Origin of the sequence: Bacillus sp. NP247 (genome assembly GCF_018966865.1) — a bacterium.
Lineage (GTDB): Bacteria > Bacillota > Bacilli > Bacillales > Bacillaceae_G > Bacillus_A.
The window spans coordinates 2,172,708-2,192,380 of record NZ_CP076653.1; the positions used below are offsets into that span (position 1 = coordinate 2,172,708).

The following is a 19,673-nucleotide window of genomic DNA, read 5'->3' on the forward strand; positions in this document are numbered from 1 at the left end:
AAAAACCTCCTCTCAGTTCCTTACTGCCATTTACGCTATACGTACGCAATAATCCTGTAAATACTTTTCGTCTTTTCTTGCTATTCTACATTGTACTCACATTATAAGAAAAAGCCAAAGATTGCCCTTTTATTATGGAAAACTTCACATTACTTTTTCTAGTCTATTGATTAGTTTGAGGGATTTCTTCTGTGAAAATGATTCTAGTTGGTGGGGGGGATTTGTCAGTATCTTTGCCTTACTTACTAGGTGCTCCTCTCGTATTTGAATGTTGAGGGGTATATGAGGGATTTCTTTTGTCTTACTTTGTCGACAAATCGATATTCCTTGTCGAATCGTTGATATATTGAAATAATCGCCGATATATTCCGAGTTGTGGTCGATATATTTGAATACTCGCCGATAAATTTTATTAAGCACCCACCTGTGTATTCGCCAACGGCAATTACACACAACATAAAAAAGCGCCCTGCTATGCAGGGCGCTTCCTTCATTCTACATATTACCCAATAGAACCTTCCATCTCAAACTTGATTAGACGGTTCATTTCAACTGCGTATTCCATTGGAAGTTCGCGAGTGAATGGCTCGATGAAGCCCATTACGATCATTTCTGTAGCTTCTTGCTCAGAAATACCGCGGCTCATTAGGTAGAATAATTGTTCTTCTGATACTTTAGATACTTTCGCTTCGTGCTCAAGTGAAACGTAATCGTTTTTGATTTCGTTATAAGGAATTGTATCCGATGTAGATTGGTTATCCATGATTAACGTGTCACACTCGATGTTAGAACGAGAGTTTTTCGCTTTTGGTCCGAATTGTACGATACCACGGTAAGTTACTTTACCACCATGCTTCGCAATCGATTTAGAAACGATTGTTGAAGATGTGTTTGGTGCTAAGTGAATCATTTTCGCACCAGCATCTTGGTGTTGGCCTTTACCAGCAATCGCGATAGATAATGTTAAACCACGAGCGCCTTCGCCTTTTAAGATAACTGCTGGGTATTTCATCGTTAATTTAGATCCGATGTTACCGTCAATCCATTCCATCGTTGCGTTTTCTTCACAAACCGCACGTTTTGTAACTAGGTTGTATACGTTGTTCGCCCAGTTTTGGATTGTTGTATAACGGCAATATGCATCTTTCTTAATGATGATTTCTACTACCGCACTGTGAAGTGAGTTAGTTGTGTAAACAGGTGCTGTACAACCTTCTACGTAGTGTACATGTGCGCCTTCGTCCACGATGATAAGCGTACGCTCGAATTGTCCCATATTTTCAGAGTTAATACGGAAATACGCTTGAAGTGGTGTATCAACTTTAATACCTTTTGGAACGTAGATGAATGATCCACCAGACCAAACTGCAGAGTTTAATGCAGAGAATTTGTTGTCTGTTGGTGGGATTACTTTTCCGAAATGCTCACGGAAAATATCTTCGTTCTCTTTTAATGCGCTATCTGTATCTTTGAAGACGATTCCTAAATCTTCTAGGTCTTCTTTCATGTTGTGGTATACAACTTCAGATTCGTACTGTGCAGATACACCAGCTAAATATTTTTGCTCAGCTTCAGGAATACCTAATTTATCAAATGTCGCTTTGATTTCCTCAGGTACTTCATCCCAAGACTTCTCAGATTTCTCAGATGGTTTTACGTAGTACGTAATTTCATCAAAATCTAAGTCGTTTAAGTCGCCGCCCCATTGTGGCATTGGCATTTCATAGAACTTATCCAGTGATTTTAAACGGAAGTCTAACATCCACTGTGGTTCTTCTTTCATACGTGAAATCTCTTCAACGATTTCTTTTGTTAAACCGCGTCCAGCACGGAAAATCGAAACGTCTTTATCCTTGAAACCATATTTATAATCGCCGATATCTGGCAGTTGCTTCGCCATGTTGGTGTGTCCCTCCTTATATAACCTCGTTTTTAGGAACCTTTAACATTACTTATCTTCGTTTAAGCCCTTTTCTAACGCTTTCCACGCTAATGTTGCACATTTAATACGTGCCGGGAACTTGCATACGCCTTGTAATGCTTCAATATCTCCTAAATCAATGCTGTCATCATACTCTTTTCCTAGCATCATGTCAGAGAAAATTTTAGAAAGCTGAAGTGCTTCTTCAATTTTCTTTCCTTTTACTGCTTGTGTCATCATTGAAGCTGAAGACATTGAAATTGAACATCCTTCGCCTTCAAACTTCGCTTCTTGTACAATACCCTCTTCTACTTTCATCGTAAGTTGAATACGATCACCGCAAGTTGGATTGTTCAAGTTAACGGTAACACTATCTTCTAATACGCCATGGTTACGAGGATTTTTATAATGATCCATAATAACTTGACGATATAACGTATCTAAATTATTAAATGACATTTGTGAAATACTCCTTTGTCTTGATTAGCGATTCAACAAATGTATCAATTTCTTCTTTTGTATTATATAAATAGAAGCTCGCACGTGCTGTTGAAGAAGCTTTTAGCCACTTCATAAGCGGTTGTGCACAGTGGTGTCCTGCGCGAACCGCAATGCCTTCTACATCTAATACTGTTGCTACATCGTGAGGATGTACGTCTTCAATATTAAATGTAACTAGACCAGCGCGATGCTTTGGACCATAAATTGTAACGCCATCTACTTCTGATAGTCTTTCTAAAGCGTATTGCGCTAATTCATGTTCATGCTTTTCAATATTATGAAGACCGATTTCTTCTAGGAAATCAATTGCCGCACCAAGTCCGATTGCATTACCGATAATCGGTGTACCTGCTTCGAACTTCCACGGAAGCTCTTTCCAAGTAGACTCTTGTAAGTCTACGAAATCAATCATTTCACCACCAAATTCAATTGGTTCCATATTATTTAGCAATTCTTTCTTACCATATAATACGCCGACACCTGTTGGTCCGCACATCTTATGAGCAGATAATGCGTAGAAATCACAGTTTAAATCTTGTACATCCACTTTCATATGAGGTGCACTTTGTGCTCCATCAACGATCATGATTGCACCGTTTTCGTGTGCGATTGCTCCGATTTCTTTTACAGGGTTAATCGTTCCAAGTACGTTTGACACGTGCATAATAGAAACGATTTTTGTATTCGGTGTAACTGTTTGACGAACATCTTCAATAGAAATTGTACCGTCTAGTTGAAGCGGAAGGTATTTTAAAGTTGCACCAGTTTTCTTCGCAACTTGTTGCCACGGAATGATGTTACTATGGTGCTCCATGTAAGAGATGACGATTTCATCGCCTTCTTTTACATTATCAAGACCATAGCTAGCTGCTACTGTATTTAATGCAGTTGTCGTTCCGCGCGTGAAAATAATCTCTTCCATTGATTTCGCATTAATAAACTTGCGAACTTTCTCACGTGCACCTTCATACGCGTCGGTAGCTTTCGTACCGAGCGTATGAACACCGCGATGCACGTTAGAATTATATTCTTTATAGTAACGTTCTAACGTTTCAATGACTTGAATTGGTTTTTGAGAAGTTGCTGCACTATCGAAATAAACAAGTTGTTTGCCGTTCACTTTTTGATCAAGAATTGGAAACTGTTTGCGTATTTCATGAATATTCATTAGCGAACTTTCCTTTCAATTACATCAACAAGCTGTGCTTTTACTCCTTCAATTTGAAGCTCATTTACTACAGGTGCTAAGAATCCATGGATGACTAAACGTTCTGCTTCGCGTTTTGGAATACCACGGCTCATCAAGTAGTATAATTGGTACGGATCTACGCGGCCTACTGAAGCTGCGTGACCTGCCATTACATCATCTTCATCGATTAAAAGAATTGGGTTTGCATCCCCGCGAGCTTTCTCGTCTAACATAAGAACGCGAGAAGATTGTTGTGCATTTGATTTAGATGCACCGTGTTCAATCTTACCAATTCCATTAAAGATAGATGTTGCACTATCTTTTTGTACACCGTGTTTTAAAATCCAACCTTCAGAGTGTTTACCGAAGTGAACAACTTTAGTTGTAAAGTTTTGTGTTTGGTTACCACGGCCAATTGTTACTGTTTTCGTATCAGCATATGAACCGTCGCCCATTAAGTTCGTAACGTTCTCTGAGATTGTATTTCCGTCATTCATAAGGCCTAGAGCCCAATCAATACGGCCGTCGCGTCCAACCGTGCCGCGGCGGTTAACGTAAGTTGTTACGTCTTTTGCTAATAGATCAACCGCACCGAATTTCACTTGTGCGCCTTGTTCCACGATTACTTCTGCTACGATATTTGCAATACCTTTAGCATTTTCATTTGCAACGTAGTTTTCTACATAAGTTGCAGTACTGTTCGCATCAGCTACGAATAATACGTGGTTATATACGTTAGCTTCTTCGCCGTCTACTAAGTATACAGCTTGAAGTGGAGTTTCAAGAACAACGTTTTTCGGAACATATACGAATGCACCGCCGTTGATTAATGCAGCATGAAGTGCAGTTAGACGATGCTCGTCTACTTTCACGCCGTCTTTCATTAAATACTTTTGTAATAGTTCAGCATGCTCTGTTGCAGCTGTTACGATATCTGTAAAAATAACACCTTTTTCTTTCGCTTCGTCTGCTAAAGAAACGAACGCAGTTGTACCAGTACGTTGTACTAATACGCTGTTATTTTCATCGATTAAGTTTTTCACTGCTTCTGGAAGCTCTGTTAAAGAACTTACAGGCTCTTGCTTAGCAGCGTCGCCTTTTCCGATAAAGTCCCATTTGTCAATTTTCGTTTTATCAGGCGTTGGCATTGGAAGTTCAGTTGCTTGTGCAAGAGCTTGTAAGCGGAACTCAGTCAACCAAGCAGCTTCGTTTACTTCGCTTGCGCGCTGACGGATTGTTTCTTGATCGAAAGGTAATGTACCGATTGTCATGTTTATGCTCCTCTCTTACGCTTCTTGCTCTGCTGTTTCGTCTTCAATACCTAATTCTTTTTTAATCCAGTCGTAACCTTCAGCTTCTAGACGTTGTGCAAGCTCAGGGCCACCAGATTTAACGATACGACCGTTCATCATAACGTGAACGAAGTCTGGAGTGATGTAGTTTAATAAACGTTGGTAATGCGTAATCATTAGGCAACCGAAATCTTCGCCGCGCATTTGGTTAATACCTTTAGATACAACTTTTAATGCATCGATATCAAGACCTGAGTCGATTTCATCTAAGATTGCAATTTTCGGCTCGATCATCATTAATTGAAGAATCTCATTACGTTTTTTCTCACCGCCAGAGAAACCTTCGTTTAAGTAACGTTGTGCCATTTCTGGATCCATTTCTAGGAATTCCATGTTTTTATCTAATGTACGGATAAATTTCATAAGAGAAATTTCTTCGCCTTCTTCACGACGTGCATTAATTGCAGAACGTAAGAAGTCAGCGTTTGTTACTCCGCTAATTTCACTTGGATATTGCATTGCTAGGAATAGACCTGCTTGTGCGCGCTCATCTACTTCCATTTCTAATACATCTTCACCGTCGATGATGATGCTACCTTCTGTTACTTCATACTTTGGGTGACCCATAATCGCAGAAGATAAAGTTGATTTACCTGTTCCGTTAGGTCCCATAATTGCGTGGATTTCTCCACCTTTTACTTCAAGGTTTACACCCTTTAAAATTTCTTTGCCGTCGATTGATACGTGTAAGTCTTTAACCGTTAATGTAGAACCAGCCATCTCAATACCTCCATTAATCCTATATATACATTTTAAAAATTACTAAAACGTTCATATTCTCATTTTATTCTCATTCTAATCTTATATCAAATAAAATGATATCGCAAACACTAAGAAAATGTAACAATTTTTTCACAAATGTATATAAGTATTTCCTTTACATCCTCTTATGATACACCTTTCTTCTTATATATATAAAGAAAAAAGGACTGGTTAATCCCCAGTCCTTTCCATCACCTATTCATTCACAGGAAGTACAGCGCCTTTATATTCTTTATTAATAAAATCTTGAATTTCTTTTGAATGTAGCACTTCTACTAACTCTTTAATTTCTTTTTTCTTCTCGTCACCTTTACGAACTGCAATAATATTTGCATATGGAGAGTCTGATCCTTCAATTGCAATTGCATCCCTTTTCGGATTTAATTTTGCATCAATTGCATAGTTTGAATTAATGAACAAAGCATCGCCTTCATTGTTTTCATACAGCTTCGGTGAAAGGCCAGGCTCCACATCTGTTTTAAACTTTAAATTTTTTGGGTTTTCCACAACATCTTTCACTGTTGCTTTAACGATATCAACACCATCTTTTAGTTTAATAACGCCGCCTTTTTGTAACAACGCTAACATACGGCCACGCTCAGCTACGTTATTACTCATAATAACCGTTCCTCCATCAGGAAGATCTTTTAAGCTTTTATATTTCTTAGAATAAATGCCCATTGGCTCTAAATGAATTTTTCCTGCATTTACAATTTTATATCCTTTTTCTTGAATCTCTTTATCTAAATAAGGAATGTGTTGGAAGTAGTTCGCATCAATTTCTTTATCCGCTAAAGCTTTATTCGGCAGAACATAGTCCTGGAATTTTTTAATCTCTAATTTAATACCTTTTTTCTCTAATATCGGCTGTGCCTTCTCTAAAATAACAGCGTGCGGCACGTTAGAAGCTCCAACGACAAGCTTATTCTCCTCTTTCCCCCCGCAAGCGGCTAATGTAAATACAGACAGCGCTGTAACAACTGACAGTATAATCTTTTTCATATGATGTCCCCTTCTCCCCTATAGTTATGTAGTTAGAAAAAAGAACCGGCATACACCAGCCCTTCTTCAAACGATTATTCTTTTACAGGAACAACTGCCCCTTTATATTCTTTATTAATAAAATCTTCAATTTCTTTAGAATGCAGCACTTCTACAAGAGCTTTAATCTCTTTTTTATCTTTATCGCCTTTACGAACTGCTACGATGTTAGCATATGGAGAATCACTACCTTCAATTGCAATTGCATCTTTTTCTGGGTTTAATTTCGCATCAATCGCATAGTTAGAGTTAATTAAAACAGCATCGCCTTCTTTATTGTTATACACTTGTGGTAATAAACCAGGCTCAATATCCGTTTTGAATTTTAAGTTTTTCGGATTATCTGCAATATCTTTTGGAGTTGCTTTAACTGGCTCTACTCCGTCTTTAATTTTTAAAATGCCTTCTTTTTGTAAAATTGCTAAACCACGACCATGATCAGTAACAGAATTACTCATAATAATTGTCGCCCCGTCTGGAAGTTCTTTTAAGCTTTTATATTTTTGAGAATACACACCAATCGGTTCTAAATGAACTTTTCCTGCTATTTCAAAATCATATTTCTTATCTTTAATTTCTTTTTCTAAATACGGAATGTGCTGGAAGTAGTTAGCATCTAATTCTTTATCTGCTAACGATTTATTCGGTAACACGTAGTCTTGGAATTTTTTAATTTCTAACTCAATTCCTTTTTTCTCAAGTAACGGTTTTGCCTTTTCTAAAATTTCAGCGTGCGGTACGTTAGAAGCACCAACAACTAGTTTCTCTTCATCTTTATCTTTCCCGCCACAAGCAGCTAACCCAAAAATTGAAGTTGAAATAAGTGCTGTAAGTAATAATTTTTTCATTTGAAATATCCCCCTGTTTTCACTATCTTTTATCTATTCGAGTCGTTACACTATCACCAATCCACTGAATTAAAAATACAACGAGTAATACACAAATTGTCGCAACGATTGTTACATCGTTATTTCCACGCTGGAATCCTTCTAAGTAAGCAAGTGTTCCAAGACCACCAGCACCAACAACACCTGCCATTGCTGTATAGCCTACTAAAGCAATTGTCGTAACCGTAATACCAGATACTAACGCTGGTAACGATTCTGGAATTAACACTTTCAAAATAATTGTGCTTGTTTTTGCTCCCATTGCTTTTGAAGCTTCAATTACACCTTTATCAATTTCACGAAGTGCGATTTCAACCATTCTCGCGTAAAACGGTGCTGCGCCAATAATTAAAGCTGGCAGTGCTGCACTCGCTCCAAGAATTGTTCCAAGAAGGATTTTTGTGAATGGGATTAATAAAATAATTAAAATGATGAACGGTATAGAACGGAAAATGTTTACGAATGCTCCAATCACCGTATTAATCGCTTTATTTTCCCATAAATTATCTTTCGCTGTCATAAAGAGTAATAGTCCTAAAATAAGTCCTAACACAAATGTGGCAAGCGCTGCGATTGCCGTCATATATAACGTTTCACCAGTTGCTTCTAACATTTGATTCCAATCAATATTTGCGATTAACTTATCCATGTGCAATCACCTCCAGCTCTACTTGATCTTGATGAATTCCTTCTATCGCTTGCTGGATCGCTGTTTCCTCACCATTTAAATGAACGACTAAACTTCCGTAAGAACCGTTATTCGTTTGTGCGATATTTCCTTGCAAAATGCTAACTTCTATATCGCTGCGTTGCATTAATCTTTGAAGTACTGGTCTTTCTACAGCCTCACCGACAAACTGCAAGCGAACTACTTTTCCATCTGGGTATTTTTCAATTAAACTTTCAATCGTTTCATTTGTATCTTCAGAATCCGTTAACTGCTGTACAAATCGTTTTGTAATGTCTTGCTGCGGATTACGGAATACGTCAAGTACTGGACCTGTTTCTACAATCTTCCCTTTCTCCATTACCGCCACTCGATTACAAATCTTCCGAATCACGTGCATCTCATGTGTAATTAATACAATTGTTAAGTTGAGACGCTTATTAATGTCTAATAATAAATCTAAAATTTGATCCGTCGTTTCTGGATCAAGAGCTGACGTTGCTTCATCACATAAAAGTACTTGTGGATTATTTGCTAGCGCTCTTGCAATCCCAACGCGCTGCTTTTGCCCACCACTTAGCTGAGATGGGTACGCGTCTCCTCTTCCCTCTAATCCAACAAGATGAATTAACTCATCGACACGTTTTCTTCTCTCCGCCTTATCGACACCTGCAATTTCAAGTGGGAATGCGATATTTTCACGCACAGTTCTTGACCAAAGTAAGTTGAAATGCTGAAAAATCATTCCGATTTCTTGTCTTGCCTTACGAAGTTCATTTCCAGTAATCGCTGAAATGACACGATTCGCAATTGTAATTTGGCCAGAAGTTGGTTTCTCTAACTGATTAAACAATCTGATTAAAGAACTTTTCCCAGCGCCACTATATCCGATAACACCAAATATTTCGCCTTTCTCTATTTGTAAGTTGGCGTTATCTACAGCAGTGACATCACCGCTTTTTGCCTTATATATCTTCTTTACATTCTCTAATAGAATCATGATGTTCACCCCTTTTTTAAATAAAAAGCGCAAGCGGCTCGTTTAGAACAAAAGGGCGTTGGAATCCCAGACGTAGAGGCGCTTTTTGCCTCATAGGAAGGGATGAAACGACCGACTGTTCTAGCCGCTGGAGCTGGATTTCTTAAAAGTTTTGGATAGACTCCACAATTTTTTTATTTCTGATGCGTGTAGTCCATCGGTATAGCTCCTCTTATTATTTGAATGTCCTCCGCATTCAAACAACAAAAAACCTTTCCGCTTCTAGAGAAGCAGAAAGGTTTATATGCGTATATAACAACATTATCCCTCTCTCTCATCTCTCAAAGCATTTGCTTTGCAGGAATTGGCACCATTTCAACATAAGTTGACGGTTGCCGGGCTTCACAGGGCACAGTCCCTCCACCTCTCTTAATAAGAGAAATCAGATTAAATTTTCGTCTGATTTAAAATTTATGAAATTGTCTATATTTTATGAATTGAATTGTATCAATATCCACACGCTGTGTCAACAGAAATTTTCGCAAAAAAAGAAACTTCAGAATTTTAAGCTCCGACTGACATCGGTTTACATATATGAAACATCGATTCAACTAATAACATCGTGCGATACGTTCCAGAATATTGTACCCGTCCATCACTCATTAACGTTTGCAACCTCATATTTCCAGTCACTAATTTTTGTACATCCTCTTCCTCTAAACAAACGATTTGTTCCGTTCCTCTCGCCTCTTTCAAAAGTTCTATATAATCTCTTGAAATTTGTAACGAACAGCATTCATCTCCAAAACGAAAATTAACAGTTCTTTCTCCTTGCCTTAAAAGCGGTTCTAAATGATATTGACCATTAGCGTAATTTACAAATGATTGAAGCAAAGAATATAATTTCATCCTAAATCACATCCCTCATATCACTTTCTATTACATACCATTCCCTCTTATTAAAGCGCAATCCTGTTACTTTCGCTCGACAAATACTGTATCTATCACGCATGTCGACATATTTCCCAAGAAATATGTCGAGGCGGCAAAAACTTTGCCGCCTACTTTAATTCCGTATATAAATATTCAACCGAATGAAATGCATATATTTTCTTCATCAGTGTCCCATTTTCAAAAATAAGTAAACACGGTACACTTTCTATCCCATACTCTTTCGCTAAATGCGGGGCATAATTTAAATCTAACATCCCAATTTTCAAATCTTCAATCGTCATCTCAACGACCGTTAACATCTTCTTTGCTAATTGGCATGTTCCACACATTGGTGTATACACATATAACACTGTTTTTTCTTCATTTCCTATTAGGGCTGTAGCTTCGGCACCTGTCCAATCAATCACTTCTATCATTCCTTACCGTAAATATTCTGTATAAACGTCAATGTCAGCTCCCCATAATACATTTGCTAAATGTGAAGAAGGTGCAGTCGCCACCTCGCGATACGAGCGATCAATATAAATATGCTCTGCTTGCGGAAATTCTTTTCGGAATTGTTTCCTTAACTTTTCCCCTGCATCATCAGCATCCACTAGCACATATACGTCCTTATCAAAAAATTGATCAATGAGCTCATCCATTTTCGACAAACCAATTGTACCATTTGTACAAACAATTTCCACTGGTTCACGAATAATAGATTCAATCTTTCTTCTATCCGATTTACCTTCTACAATAATGACTTTTTCCACATAAATCATACGTCATCACCCGATCACCATATACTATACAACCTTTAACTTAGTATATAGTATATTCGTTATTTTCATGTTGTTTCCTGTTTATTTTTACAAAAGAAAAGCACAAGCGGCTCGCTCAGATTGTGAGGGGGATGGAGCTTCTGACATAGAGGCGCTTTTTGCCTCGTAGGAAGACGCGAAGCCACCGAACAATCTAGCCGCTGGAGCTGGACAATTAAGAAAAGCGGAACCGACTGTTTAGCCCTGTTGGCTAAGGTTCTTTCGCACAGAAGACGCTTTTTGTCTTCTCGTGCGGAAGGTTCTTAGACATGAAGGGCTAGGAGGTGGAGCTAGACAATGAAAAGCACAAGCGGCTCGCTCAGAACAGGAGGGCATTGGAACTCCTGAACTAGAGGCGCCTTTTGCCTCAAGTTCAGGAGTGAAATGACCGACTGTTCTAGCCGCTGGAGCTGGACAACGAAAAGCACAAGCGCTCGCTCAGATTGTGAGGGGGATGGAGCTTCTGACGTAGAGGCGCTTTTTGCCTCGTAGGAAGACGCGAAGCCACCGAACAATCTAGCCGCTGGAGCTGGACAACGAAAAAAGTTTTTTCAAAAACGTTCTCCTACATGATAATTAATATATATGTTTTTAAATTCGTTATGTACACAAAATAAAAAAGGACAGCACAAAGGCTGTCCTTGTTCTTCGACTATAATTAGTCTTGGTTTGTCATTTCTGCATATTTTTCTGCAGTTAATAACTTCTCAACTTGGCTTGCATCAGAAAGTTCAACTTTAACCATCCATGCACCCTCGTATGGAGATTCGTTAACTAGTTCTGGTTGGTCACTTAATTCTTCGTTTACTGCTACAACTTTACCACTTACAGGTGCGTATAATTCAGAAACTGTTTTAACAGATTCTACGCTTCCGAATGGCTCGTCAGCTTGGATTGTTGCACCTACTTCAGGAAGTTCAACGAATACGATATCGCCTAACTCACCTTGCGCAAAATGAGTAATACCGATAACAACCGCATTACCTTCTGTTTTTACCCATTCGTGTTCTTCAGAGTAACGTAAATTATTTGGAATGCTCATGACTGTACCTCCAGTGAATGTATTAATTATGTAAAAATACCTTATTGGTACTTTTTCCACACACTTTCAAACTGCTCTTCGTTAAAACCAAGTGTTACACTCGTTCCATCTGTTACAATTGGACGTTTAATTAACATGCCATCAGATGCTAAAAGCTCGTACATTTCGTCTTCGCTTGCATCCTTTAACTTATCTTTTAAACCAAGTTCGCGGTAACGCATTCCACTTGTATTAAAGAATTTTTTTAATGGTAATTCACTTTTCTCATGTAAATTACGTAAATCTTCTTTTGACGGTGGATTTTCAACAATATGAATCATCTCATATGCTACATCGTTTGCCTCAAACCATTTCTTTGCTTTTTGACATGTGCCACACTTTGGATATGAATAAAATGTTACTGTCATAAATTCACCTACTTTTTTACTAACCTTTACCTTTATCATATAGAAAACATTTTATTATTTCAAACGATTATTCGCTAAACTTTTACTTATTTCGTTATAATTTTTAATAATCCTGCTAATTTTTCTTATTTTTCCGCCATTTATTAAGAAAAATTAAATATATAATTTTTTAAAAACTTTTTTCTCATCCCACACCGAACATATCTCTTAAACAAACGTTTGATTAATTTCCTATTTTTCTACCTCAGCCTTTGGAATACGTAGATTCTTTCATACCGAACATATACCTTAAACAAACGTTTGTTTAATTTCATATTTTTCTTCTTTCCCTTTGAGTTACATCACTTCTTTCTTACCGAACATACACCTTAAACAAACGTTTGATTAATTTCCTATTTTTCTACCTCAGCCTTTGGAATACGTAGATTCTTTCATACCGAACATATATCTTCAACAAACGTTTGATTAATTCCTTATTCTTTCAAATTAATACTTCCATCCTTACCAAACGTATACCTTACATAAAAATAAGAAGCCTTCTATATAAAGGCTTCTCACGATCTATTCAAATAATCCGCAATTGTTTGAAATACTACGATATACATATTATGAATACTTCCTTCTGTATTTCCACCATTTGATAAACCAATTCCCCATTGTTGCCCTTCGCCACTTCCGATATTCGCAAAACCTTGCGTATACATAGCATTTACATCTTTTCGTGCGCTGTTATACTCTATATCTTTTGTAATAAAAATTGAATATGATTTATCTTGTAAACCTATAAAAAACACCGGTTTCTTTAACGATGAAAATAACTCTTTATACTGCTCTGTTGAGGCTTCTTGAAAGTACTCTTTCATTATTAAAAAACCATCTACTTCCTTAGATTTCTTTGTCAGTTCCTCTAACTTCACTTTTTCAAACTTTATATTTCTAAACGTATCTTTCGGCTTTTCTCCAACAACTCCAATTACGAGTGCTCTCCCGTTATATTCTAATTTCTCTCCCTCTTTATCCTTTGCACACCCAGCCCCCACTAGGCATAACAATATAAAAACTAAGAAATAAGATACACGCTTCATATAGCACCCTCCCCCTCTTTTAAGTCAAGTGACAAAAATGTAAGGTGAATTCAAGAAAATGTAAGTAAAATCGATAGCCCAATTGGATTTTCTATATTATAATCAATTGAATTTATTTACATTACTAAAACATAGGAGATTATCATGAAGAAATTTAAACTTTCATCTCTTCTTCCGTTAAGTTATATACTTCTACTCGTACTCGTAAGTCCCCTTTACGATGTATTAAATAAATCTACTGTTCACGCAGTAGATGTCACAACTGTAGTAGATGATTGGATTCCATTTGTGAAAGCATTTATTATTCCTTACTTACTTTGGTTTCCATACTTATACGGTGCACTTATTTATTACTGTTTTGCTGATCGAAAGCAATATTATGTCACTTTAAGTAGTGTAATTCTTGGAAAACTTGCTTGTTTTTCAATTTATTTTTTTTGGCAGACAACTGTACCACGCCCAACCGTCGTTGGAACAGATGTATTTTCTGAACTAGTCCGCTATATTTATAGTATTGATCATCCAGTAAACTGTTTCCCAAGCATTCATGTCCTTACGACATTTGTAATTATGTTAGCTGCCTTTAAGCGTAGAGAACAGCATGCTTTGGAATATTACATCCTTACTTTCTTCGGTACACTTATCATTTTATCAACGCTATTTACGAAGCAGCATGCATTTGTAGACGCCATTTCTGGAATGACGCTTGCAAGCGTACTATACTTCGGTGTTCAACTATTATTAGCAAAAGAAACAGTAACAGTTCCAGTAAAACAAAATCACAAAATGTAAAAAAGCAGACTGTGGCTTCTTCAGTCTGCTTTTCTCTATATTAAGGGGATTTTCAAATTAAGATTGCGGTACAGTCATATCACCAGAATGAATACGACCTGCTTTTTTAAGAGCAATATAAAGTATATAAGAAACAGCTACTGGGATGATGATATAAGTGATTATCATCGCTGGGACAACTTCCCATCCTTGGCTGGAAATTAAGTTAATTGGTGCGATAAGAGAGCTTAATCCAAGACCTGCAATTTCTTTCCCTGCTTCCAGTTGGAAAATTAATGCTGATACTGGGCCTACTATAGCACTGGCGACGACAGTTGGGACGAGAATCATTGGATTTTTAGTAATATTAGGCAACTGTACTTTTGGAGTACAGAGTGCTTGAGCTAATATGCCGCCTAAATTATTTTCTTTCGCTGAAATAACAGAGAATCCGATAAATTGAGCAACACATCCTGCAAGTGCTGCACCGCCTGCAACGCCATCTAAGCTAAGTGCTATCGCTAAAGCAGCTGATGAGGCCGGTGAGATAAGTAATAGTCCCCAAACTACAGCAATCACGATAGAAGCGATAAATGGGCTACCAGCTGAACTATCTTTAATGAATGCTCCAACTGTATTTAAAACTGGGCTAATATTTTGAGCTAACCAAATACCGACTAAACCAGAACCTAATATTGCTGCAAATGGAACGAGCATCATATCTAAAGCAGTTTTTCCACTTAATCGTTTACCAATATAAACTGCTAAAGTCGCTGTTAATAATGCACCGATTGGTTCACCTGTTTTAATGATGAGACCGGCTTCAGTAATTGAAATTGAACCAGCTCCAATTGCTCCAGCTACCATCGCTGAGAAAATTACGAGTCCGTTTGCACCGAGCATAAAAGCAATCCCGGCTCCAATTGCTGGTGCCATAAGTGATTTTGCAACAACTCCGATTGTAATAAGTAATGGGATATCAACAATTCTTCCTATATTTTCGATCAGTAAACCAATTCCGAGGGATACGAAAATACCCTGTGCGATTCCGGCAGAAGCTTTAAACACACGAGACATTATATATTCCTTCATTTGTTTCACCTTCTCCTATAATTTAGTAACCAACTGTTTTCATATAATCGCGTAAAACATCGTTTGATTTTGCAAAGCGGCTTTCTTCATCTTCTGATAAGTTTAGTTCTACCACTTCTCTTATACCGTCTCTAGTAATAATTGCTGGTACTCCTGTACAAATATCGTATTCGCCATATTCACCATCTAAAATAGCTGAAACAGCGATAACACGGTGATCATCATTGAAAATTGAGCGCGCAATATAAGCTAAAGAATTTCCAATTCCGTAATAAGTAGTTCCTTTGCGCTTATAAATTTCCCATCCAGCTTTTGCAGTCTTCTCAACAATTTCATCTAAATCTATTTCACCTAAGCGTTCTTTTTGTTCCTCTAAAATTTGCAGAATTGGTTTTCCACCAACAGTTACATGAGACCAAGCAACCATTTGAGAATCACCATGTTCTCCTAATGAATACCCATGAATACTACGAGGGTCTACATGTAACATTTCAGATAAAATTGTTCTTAAGCGAGAAGAATCTAGTGATGTACCAGTACCAAGTACACGATGTCTTGGCAAACCAGATAATTTCCACACTTGATATGTAATAATGTCAACTGGGTTCGATGCGAGTAAGAAAATGCCATCAAATCCACTTTCCATTACGCCGCCAACAATGCTTTCCATAATCTTAGCGCTTGCTCCTAAAGTGTCTAAACGACTTTGCCCAGGCTTCGGCGCTGGTCCTGCTGTAATAATAACAATGTCCATATCTTTGCAGTCTTCATAACTTCCTGCATATACTTTTGTTCTTGTATTTGTAAAGTTAATGCAGTGCGATAAATCCATCGCTTCTCCAACTGCACGTTCATGATTTATATCAATTAACAATAGCTCTTCGCAAATCCCTTGGTTTACAATGGAATACGCACAGCTTGATCCAACTAATCCAGTACCGATAATTGCAATTTTTCTTGTGTTTCTATTCATAGCAATCTCTCCCAATTGATTATGTAGTCTATTTCTTTTGTTCTTTACACTCCTAATTATAGAGGTTCTCACGATAGAAACCATGGATACTTTGTGAAATGTTGATCAAAGTTTTTGTCCTTTTTGCGAATTGTTATATTCAATTTTCGTCATATTTGTTACAACTGGAAAAATATTTATTATGTATTTATTGACATATACCAAATAAAAACGAGCGAATCCATTCGCTCGTTTCATTCATCGCGCTATTCCGCACTTAATTGACTTTTTAATTGTTGTACAATCATTGGATTAGCAGGCGCTGCCGGCTTATAATAACTTTTTTGCTTTGCGTATTCATACATATTACGTTGACGAGATTCATCTTGATTACGAATTTGAATTAACGTTTGATGTAACTGTTCATTATCAGACTGAGAAATATAATTTGCATAACTTGTTAAACTTGAATTTAACCCTGCTAAATAATCGTTTACCATATCTTTTTCATTCATTTTTCTCTTCCTCCTATCCTAAAAAAGTCATTAATTGCTGTTTCGTATTTCGTGCATCTTGCGCATCCTTTTGTAGCATTTGCTTTAGCTGTGGATCTGTACAAGCCTGTGCATACTGTTCTAATTTGTTAATAATTGTTGCGTGTCCACCAATCAAATGACGTAAGTTTTCTACTTCAAGCTCTGTTAAATTTTGCATAGAACATACCCGCCTTTCTTTTTTCATTCGTCATTAGTATTTGGGTTTTTTTGGATTGTATTCATTAACTTTTCCCACATATAAACAAAATAAAAGATGAATAGCTAGGCCATTCATCTTTTCCGCTAAATATTCATTCAATTTTATAAAGAGACAATCATACTTATACTCACAAGTAGGTTCCATACAATATGTAAAATGATACTAGGTACAATAGATTGTGTCTTCTTATATAACATAGCAAATACAATCCCCATAATCATTGCCGTAATCGGAAAACCCCCATGAAGAATCCCAAAAATGAAGGAAGAAATAATGATACCAACTAGAAAACTATATTTCTTTTCAAAAAATCGATACAAAATACCTCTATATAAAATTTCTTCTTTAATTGGTGTAATTATAGCAACACTTAGCACATATATAATGCTTTGTATCAAACTATTTTGAAGTGTCTCTCCCCCTAATTGATTTCGTTGCTGCTCTGCACTTTCAAAGCTAAACAACTCTAACATTGCATACTGAGTTAATGCAATGACGATAAAACCTATTAATAAATACAAGTAGGTTTTCCCATTTTTTAAAACAGATACATCCCAAATGTTCTTAATAAAATGAAGCACTGGTTTATAAGCAAATAAAACAATAGTAACAACAGCTGCATCAAATAGAAGTAAATAATATCCCTCTAAATTAGCACGTAATGCCTCTTCTCCAAAAATTCCAAGGGCTAAAGCAAGGAATAATCCCCCTAAGAGTGAGAACCCTAGAATGCTTACAATCATTACAACTAGATCTTTATATGTTATGTTATGTTATCTACTTCTCTTTCTGCATTATACGCGTCTAATACTATTTTACTCATACTATTCCTCCATTTATTTTCATTTACCTTAACAAAAACCCTTTAATACAAATATATAGATAATATAACAAAAATTTCAAAAAGAATAATATGCAATTTTACATATCATGAAAGCTTTGTATTCTATAGTTTTTGGAATTAGATTACTATAGAATAATTATTAGATGAAATTTCAAAAATTTCTTATCTATCCACCATAACCCTCGCATCATATAAAACTTATTAATTAAAGGAGAAATGAACATGAAAACACATGACTTCCTTACAGAAATCCAGAAGGGCTCTGAACCTAATCCATATCAAGATCCTATCGCATTTATTTTCGTTTGCTTTTCCTTAGCCATATACACATTTTTCAAACCTGCAAGATAATATCATTTAATGAGAAAAAGCCTACCGTTCTTTTGGAATCATATGCACTAAAAAACCTTAGAATCGCTTCTAAGGTTTCTGGCTATTCATAATCAAAACGCCATACTTATAAGTAACGAAAGAATTAATAATATAACTACCAATCCGCCGGTTACTCTTGCTATAAATTTCTTTTGTTCGCCCGCACTGGAAACGGTAAATCTGAAATATAATATGCCACCCACCGCAATAAGAATACATTCCAATATGATACTAATAGCCGGAAATCGCCACAACCCAAAACCTAGCATAGGTAAGTCTCCGAAATTCCCTGGAAGTAGCGGCAAGTCAGTGCGGTGCACAAGTAAATCAAGAATCCAATGGCTAAAAACTACAGCCCCAACAACAAAGCCACTCCGTTTGCCCCAAAATCTCATACCTACTATTCCTGCAACAAAGGCAATAAACAATGCCCCTATTAAAGAATGTGAATAATCTGCGTGAATGATTGCTTCACCATAACCATTACTATTAATAGGCTCAATTGTCTCTACTCCTAAAACATAAAGCGGTAAAAAAATGACATCCAATAATTGTGTGCTTAACATGAGAGCCCAAAGTGGTAGTTTAGGTGACTTTGTTTTCACTACTGCCGCTAAGCCAAAATGTCCTGCAAACATTTCACTTCACATCCTTTTGTAATCTTGTCTCCAGCAAACCGCAGCCTACTATACAAAAAGCATGATCAGCAACAAATTCATGTTGTCTCGCTTCTTATTCAATCTCTCATTACATGTAATCCTTTAATAAACGTTTCCAATAATAAATGTAAACTTGTATCTAAATCTAGCGGCAAACCAAATCCACCTTGCTGTTCAATCGACGCAAATCCATGACAAATACTTCTGAATCCACGTGTCGCATGAAGTGCATTCTCTCCTTCTAAGCCGTACTGTTGTAAAACCTGAAGACAAAGCTTTACAATTCCGTCACCTGCTTTTCTTACTTCTTCGTCTCGTGAAAAGGTTGCTTCATACAGTCCAGGATGTTTGCGGACGAATGCTACGTACGCTTCTCCTAATGCATGAATTGCTTCATCCATACGTTTACCCTCGACCGTTTCTTCCAGTCTGTTATGCAACTGTTTTATTCCGTAAATACCAAGATTTTTCCGTACATCTTGTAAACCTTTCACATGATTATATAGCGAGGGCGAACGTACCCCTAACCTTTGTGCTAATGAAGCTAACGTTACTTCTTGTATTCCATTTGTATCTGCAATTTCTGCCGCTGTTTCTACGATTTTCTGTAATGTAAGTCCGATTCTCGGTGACATAA

22 protein-coding genes, 1 pseudogene and 1 riboswitch are annotated in these 19,673 nt (G+C 37.0%); of the genes and pseudogenes, 1 reads left to right on the forward strand and 22 read right to left on the reverse strand.

Annotated elements, in window-relative coordinates; genetic code table 11:
* Nucleotides 1-502: 502 nt before the first annotated feature.
* The 15 genes from sufB to KPL75_RS11665 all read right to left on the reverse strand — a co-directional run bounded on the left by sufB (nucleotide 503) and on the right by KPL75_RS11665 (nucleotide 13,590).
* Nucleotides 503-1,900 carry a Fe-S cluster assembly protein SufB gene (gene sufB / locus KPL75_RS11595; RefSeq protein ID WP_128281942.1) on the reverse strand — a complete coding sequence of 466 codons (1,398 nt, stop codon included), beginning with the start codon at nucleotides 1,898-1,900 and terminating at the stop codon, nucleotides 503-505.
* Between the two features lie 48 nt (nucleotides 1,901-1,948).
* Entirely contained in the window at nucleotides 1,949-2,380 is a 432-nt protein-coding gene (gene sufU / locus KPL75_RS11600) for a Fe-S cluster assembly sulfur transfer protein SufU (protein ID WP_000009523.1), read from the reverse strand.
* Nucleotides 2,370-3,590 carry a cysteine desulfurase SufS gene (gene sufS, locus KPL75_RS11605; protein ID WP_219920751.1) on the reverse strand — a complete coding sequence of 407 codons (1,221 nt, stop codon included), beginning with the start codon at nucleotides 3,588-3,590 and terminating at the stop codon, nucleotides 2,370-2,372. The genes sufU and sufS overlap by 11 nt, the downstream gene beginning before the upstream one ends.
* Nucleotides 3,590-4,882, reverse strand: coding sequence for a Fe-S cluster assembly protein SufD (gene sufD, locus KPL75_RS11610; RefSeq protein ID WP_219920752.1), 1,293 nt, complete (start codon nucleotides 4,880-4,882; stop codon nucleotides 3,590-3,592). The genes sufS and sufD overlap by 1 nt, the downstream gene beginning before the upstream one ends.
* Nucleotides 4,883-4,897: 15 nt before the next feature.
* The gene (gene sufC / locus KPL75_RS11615; protein WP_002112662.1) at nucleotides 4,898-5,683 is read right to left on the reverse strand and encodes a Fe-S cluster assembly ATPase SufC; all 786 of its coding nucleotides are present in this window, start codon (nucleotides 5,681-5,683) and stop codon (nucleotides 4,898-4,900) included.
* 237 nt (nucleotides 5,684-5,920) lie between these two features.
* Nucleotides 5,921-6,727, reverse strand: a complete 807-nt coding sequence (gene metQ / locus KPL75_RS11620) for a methionine ABC transporter substrate-binding lipoprotein MetQ (RefSeq protein WP_219920753.1) — start codon at nucleotides 6,725-6,727, stop codon at nucleotides 5,921-5,923.
* Between the two features lie 74 nt (nucleotides 6,728-6,801).
* The gene (gene metQ, locus KPL75_RS11625) at nucleotides 6,802-7,614 is read right to left on the reverse strand and encodes a methionine ABC transporter substrate-binding lipoprotein MetQ (protein ID WP_219920754.1); all 813 of its coding nucleotides are present in this window, start codon (nucleotides 7,612-7,614) and stop codon (nucleotides 6,802-6,804) included.
* A 22-nt stretch (nucleotides 7,615-7,636) separates the two neighbouring features.
* A complete protein-coding gene (locus KPL75_RS11630; RefSeq protein ID WP_139265957.1) occupies nucleotides 7,637-8,302 on the reverse strand; it encodes a methionine ABC transporter permease in 666 nt (221 codons plus the stop codon).
* Nucleotides 8,295-9,320, reverse strand: a complete 1,026-nt coding sequence (locus KPL75_RS11635; protein WP_002068016.1) for a methionine ABC transporter ATP-binding protein — start codon at nucleotides 9,318-9,320, stop codon at nucleotides 8,295-8,297. Before KPL75_RS11635 ends, KPL75_RS11630 begins: the two co-directional genes overlap by 8 nt.
* A 310-nt stretch (nucleotides 9,321-9,630) precedes the next feature.
* A riboswitch (SAM riboswitch) is annotated at nucleotides 9,631-9,738 on the reverse strand.
* A gap of 125 nt (nucleotides 9,739-9,863) precedes the next feature.
* Nucleotides 9,864-10,208: a hypothetical protein gene (locus KPL75_RS11640; RefSeq protein ID WP_002068015.1), complete on the reverse strand. Its 345-nt coding sequence runs from the start codon at nucleotides 10,206-10,208 to the stop codon at nucleotides 9,864-9,866.
* Nucleotides 10,209-10,360: 152 nt separating this feature from the next.
* Entirely contained in the window at nucleotides 10,361-10,669 is a 309-nt protein-coding gene (locus tag KPL75_RS11645; RefSeq protein WP_002015940.1) for a thioredoxin family protein, read from the reverse strand.
* A gap of 3 nt (nucleotides 10,670-10,672) precedes the next feature.
* Nucleotides 10,673-11,017: a toprim domain-containing protein gene (locus KPL75_RS11650; protein ID WP_000640865.1), complete on the reverse strand. Its 345-nt coding sequence runs from the start codon at nucleotides 11,015-11,017 to the stop codon at nucleotides 10,673-10,675.
* Nucleotides 11,018-11,714: 697 nt separating this feature from the next.
* The gene (gene gcvH, locus KPL75_RS11655; protein ID WP_000026895.1) at nucleotides 11,715-12,098 is read right to left on the reverse strand and encodes a glycine cleavage system protein GcvH; all 384 of its coding nucleotides are present in this window, start codon (nucleotides 12,096-12,098) and stop codon (nucleotides 11,715-11,717) included.
* Between the two features lie 41 nt (nucleotides 12,099-12,139).
* The gene (locus KPL75_RS11660) at nucleotides 12,140-12,505 is read right to left on the reverse strand and encodes an arsenate reductase family protein (RefSeq protein WP_002129756.1); all 366 of its coding nucleotides are present in this window, start codon (nucleotides 12,503-12,505) and stop codon (nucleotides 12,140-12,142) included.
* A 554-nt stretch (nucleotides 12,506-13,059) separates the two neighbouring features.
* A complete protein-coding gene (locus KPL75_RS11665; protein WP_219920755.1) occupies nucleotides 13,060-13,590 on the reverse strand; it encodes a hypothetical protein in 531 nt (176 codons plus the stop codon).
* Between the two features lie 144 nt (nucleotides 13,591-13,734).
* Between KPL75_RS11665 and KPL75_RS11670 the strand changes: the two genes are divergently transcribed.
* The gene (locus KPL75_RS11670) at nucleotides 13,735-14,382 is read left to right on the forward strand and encodes a phosphatase PAP2 family protein (RefSeq protein ID WP_002145042.1); all 648 of its coding nucleotides are present in this window, start codon (nucleotides 13,735-13,737) and stop codon (nucleotides 14,380-14,382) included.
* Between the two features lie 57 nt (nucleotides 14,383-14,439).
* On the opposite strand, the gene KPL75_RS11675 is transcribed toward KPL75_RS11670, so the two are convergent.
* The 7 genes and pseudogenes from KPL75_RS11675 to KPL75_RS11705 form a co-directional block, all read right to left on the reverse strand.
* A complete protein-coding gene (locus KPL75_RS11675; protein WP_002112681.1) occupies nucleotides 14,440-15,453 on the reverse strand; it encodes a PTS sugar transporter subunit IIC in 1,014 nt (337 codons plus the stop codon).
* A 22-nt stretch (nucleotides 15,454-15,475) separates the two neighbouring features.
* Nucleotides 15,476-16,426: an L-lactate dehydrogenase gene (locus tag KPL75_RS11680; protein WP_033717623.1), complete on the reverse strand. Its 951-nt coding sequence runs from the start codon at nucleotides 16,424-16,426 to the stop codon at nucleotides 15,476-15,478.
* Nucleotides 16,427-16,671: 245 nt separating this feature from the next.
* The gene (locus tag KPL75_RS11685) at nucleotides 16,672-16,920 is read right to left on the reverse strand and encodes a spore coat protein (protein WP_002034620.1); all 249 of its coding nucleotides are present in this window, start codon (nucleotides 16,918-16,920) and stop codon (nucleotides 16,672-16,674) included.
* Between the two features lie 13 nt (nucleotides 16,921-16,933).
* Nucleotides 16,934-17,119 (reverse strand): hypothetical protein, encoded by a 186-nt coding sequence (locus KPL75_RS11690; protein ID WP_001180552.1) that lies wholly within the window; start codon nucleotides 17,117-17,119, stop codon nucleotides 16,934-16,936.
* 143 nt (nucleotides 17,120-17,262) lie between these two features.
* Nucleotides 17,263-17,984 (reverse strand): annotated as a pseudogene (locus tag KPL75_RS11695) (lysostaphin resistance A-like protein).
* 464 nt (nucleotides 17,985-18,448) lie between these two features.
* On the reverse strand, nucleotides 18,449-19,015 hold the full coding sequence (locus tag KPL75_RS11700; protein WP_219920756.1) for a permease: 567 nt from the start codon (nucleotides 19,013-19,015) through the stop codon (nucleotides 18,449-18,451).
* Nucleotides 19,016-19,113: 98 nt separating this feature from the next.
* Nucleotides 19,114-19,671, reverse strand: a complete 558-nt coding sequence (locus KPL75_RS11705; protein WP_219920757.1) for a TetR/AcrR family transcriptional regulator — start codon at nucleotides 19,669-19,671, stop codon at nucleotides 19,114-19,116.
* Nucleotides 19,672-19,673: the final 2 nt, after the last annotated feature.

Excerpts from the sequence above, each read along its gene's own strand:
- KPL75_RS11700 (WP_219920756.1), bottom strand. The coding sequence starts at position 19,015 with ATGTTTGCAGGACATTTTGGCTTAGCGGCAGTAGTGAAAACAAAGTCA.
- gcvH (WP_000026895.1), bottom strand. The coding sequence starts at position 12,098 with ATGAGCATTCCAAATAATTTACGTTACTCTGAAGAACACGAATGGGTA.
- metQ (WP_219920753.1), bottom strand. The coding sequence starts at position 6,727 with ATGAAAAAGATTATACTGTCAGTTGTTACAGCGCTGTCTGTATTTACA.
- KPL75_RS11705 (WP_219920757.1), bottom strand. The coding sequence starts at position 19,671 with ATGTCACCGAGAATCGGACTTACATTACAGAAAATCGTAGAAACAGCG.
- KPL75_RS11680 (WP_033717623.1), bottom strand. The coding sequence starts at position 16,426 with ATGAATAGAAACACAAGAAAAATTGCAATTATCGGTACTGGATTAGTT.
- sufS (WP_219920751.1), bottom strand. The coding sequence starts at position 3,590 with ATGAATATTCATGAAATACGCAAACAGTTTCCAATTCTTGATCAAAAA.
- sufU (WP_000009523.1), bottom strand. The coding sequence starts at position 2,380 with ATGTCATTTAATAATTTAGATACGTTATATCGTCAAGTTATTATGGAT.
- KPL75_RS11650 (WP_000640865.1), bottom strand. The coding sequence starts at position 11,017 with ATGATTTATGTGGAAAAAGTCATTATTGTAGAAGGTAAATCGGATAGA.
- KPL75_RS11630 (WP_139265957.1), bottom strand. The coding sequence starts at position 8,302 with ATGGATAAGTTAATCGCAAATATTGATTGGAATCAAATGTTAGAAGCA.
- KPL75_RS11665 (WP_219920755.1), bottom strand. The coding sequence starts at position 13,590 with ATGAAGCGTGTATCTTATTTCTTAGTTTTTATATTGTTATGCCTAGTG.
- KPL75_RS11670 (WP_002145042.1), top strand. The coding sequence starts at position 13,735 with ATGAAGAAATTTAAACTTTCATCTCTTCTTCCGTTAAGTTATATACTT.
- KPL75_RS11635 (WP_002068016.1), bottom strand. The coding sequence starts at position 9,320 with ATGATTCTATTAGAGAATGTAAAGAAGATATATAAGGCAAAAAGCGGT.
- metQ (WP_219920754.1), bottom strand. The coding sequence starts at position 7,614 with ATGAAAAAATTATTACTTACAGCACTTATTTCAACTTCAATTTTTGGG.
- KPL75_RS11685 (WP_002034620.1), bottom strand. The coding sequence starts at position 16,920 with ATGAATGAAAAAGATATGGTAAACGATTATTTAGCAGGGTTAAATTCA.
- KPL75_RS11660 (WP_002129756.1), bottom strand. The coding sequence starts at position 12,505 with ATGACAGTAACATTTTATTCATATCCAAAGTGTGGCACATGTCAAAAA.
- sufD (WP_219920752.1), bottom strand. The coding sequence starts at position 4,882 with ATGACAATCGGTACATTACCTTTCGATCAAGAAACAATCCGTCAGCGC.
- sufB (WP_128281942.1), bottom strand. The coding sequence starts at position 1,900 with ATGGCGAAGCAACTGCCAGATATCGGCGATTATAAATATGGTTTCAAG.
- sufC (WP_002112662.1), bottom strand. The coding sequence starts at position 5,683 with ATGGCTGGTTCTACATTAACGGTTAAAGACTTACACGTATCAATCGAC.
- KPL75_RS11690 (WP_001180552.1), bottom strand. The coding sequence starts at position 17,119 with ATGCAAAATTTAACAGAGCTTGAAGTAGAAAACTTACGTCATTTGATT.
- KPL75_RS11675 (WP_002112681.1), bottom strand. The coding sequence starts at position 15,453 with ATGAAGGAATATATAATGTCTCGTGTGTTTAAAGCTTCTGCCGGAATC.
- KPL75_RS11640 (WP_002068015.1), bottom strand. The coding sequence starts at position 10,208 with ATGAAATTATATTCTTTGCTTCAATCATTTGTAAATTACGCTAATGGT.
- KPL75_RS11645 (WP_002015940.1), bottom strand. The coding sequence starts at position 10,669 with ATGATAGAAGTGATTGATTGGACAGGTGCCGAAGCTACAGCCCTAATA.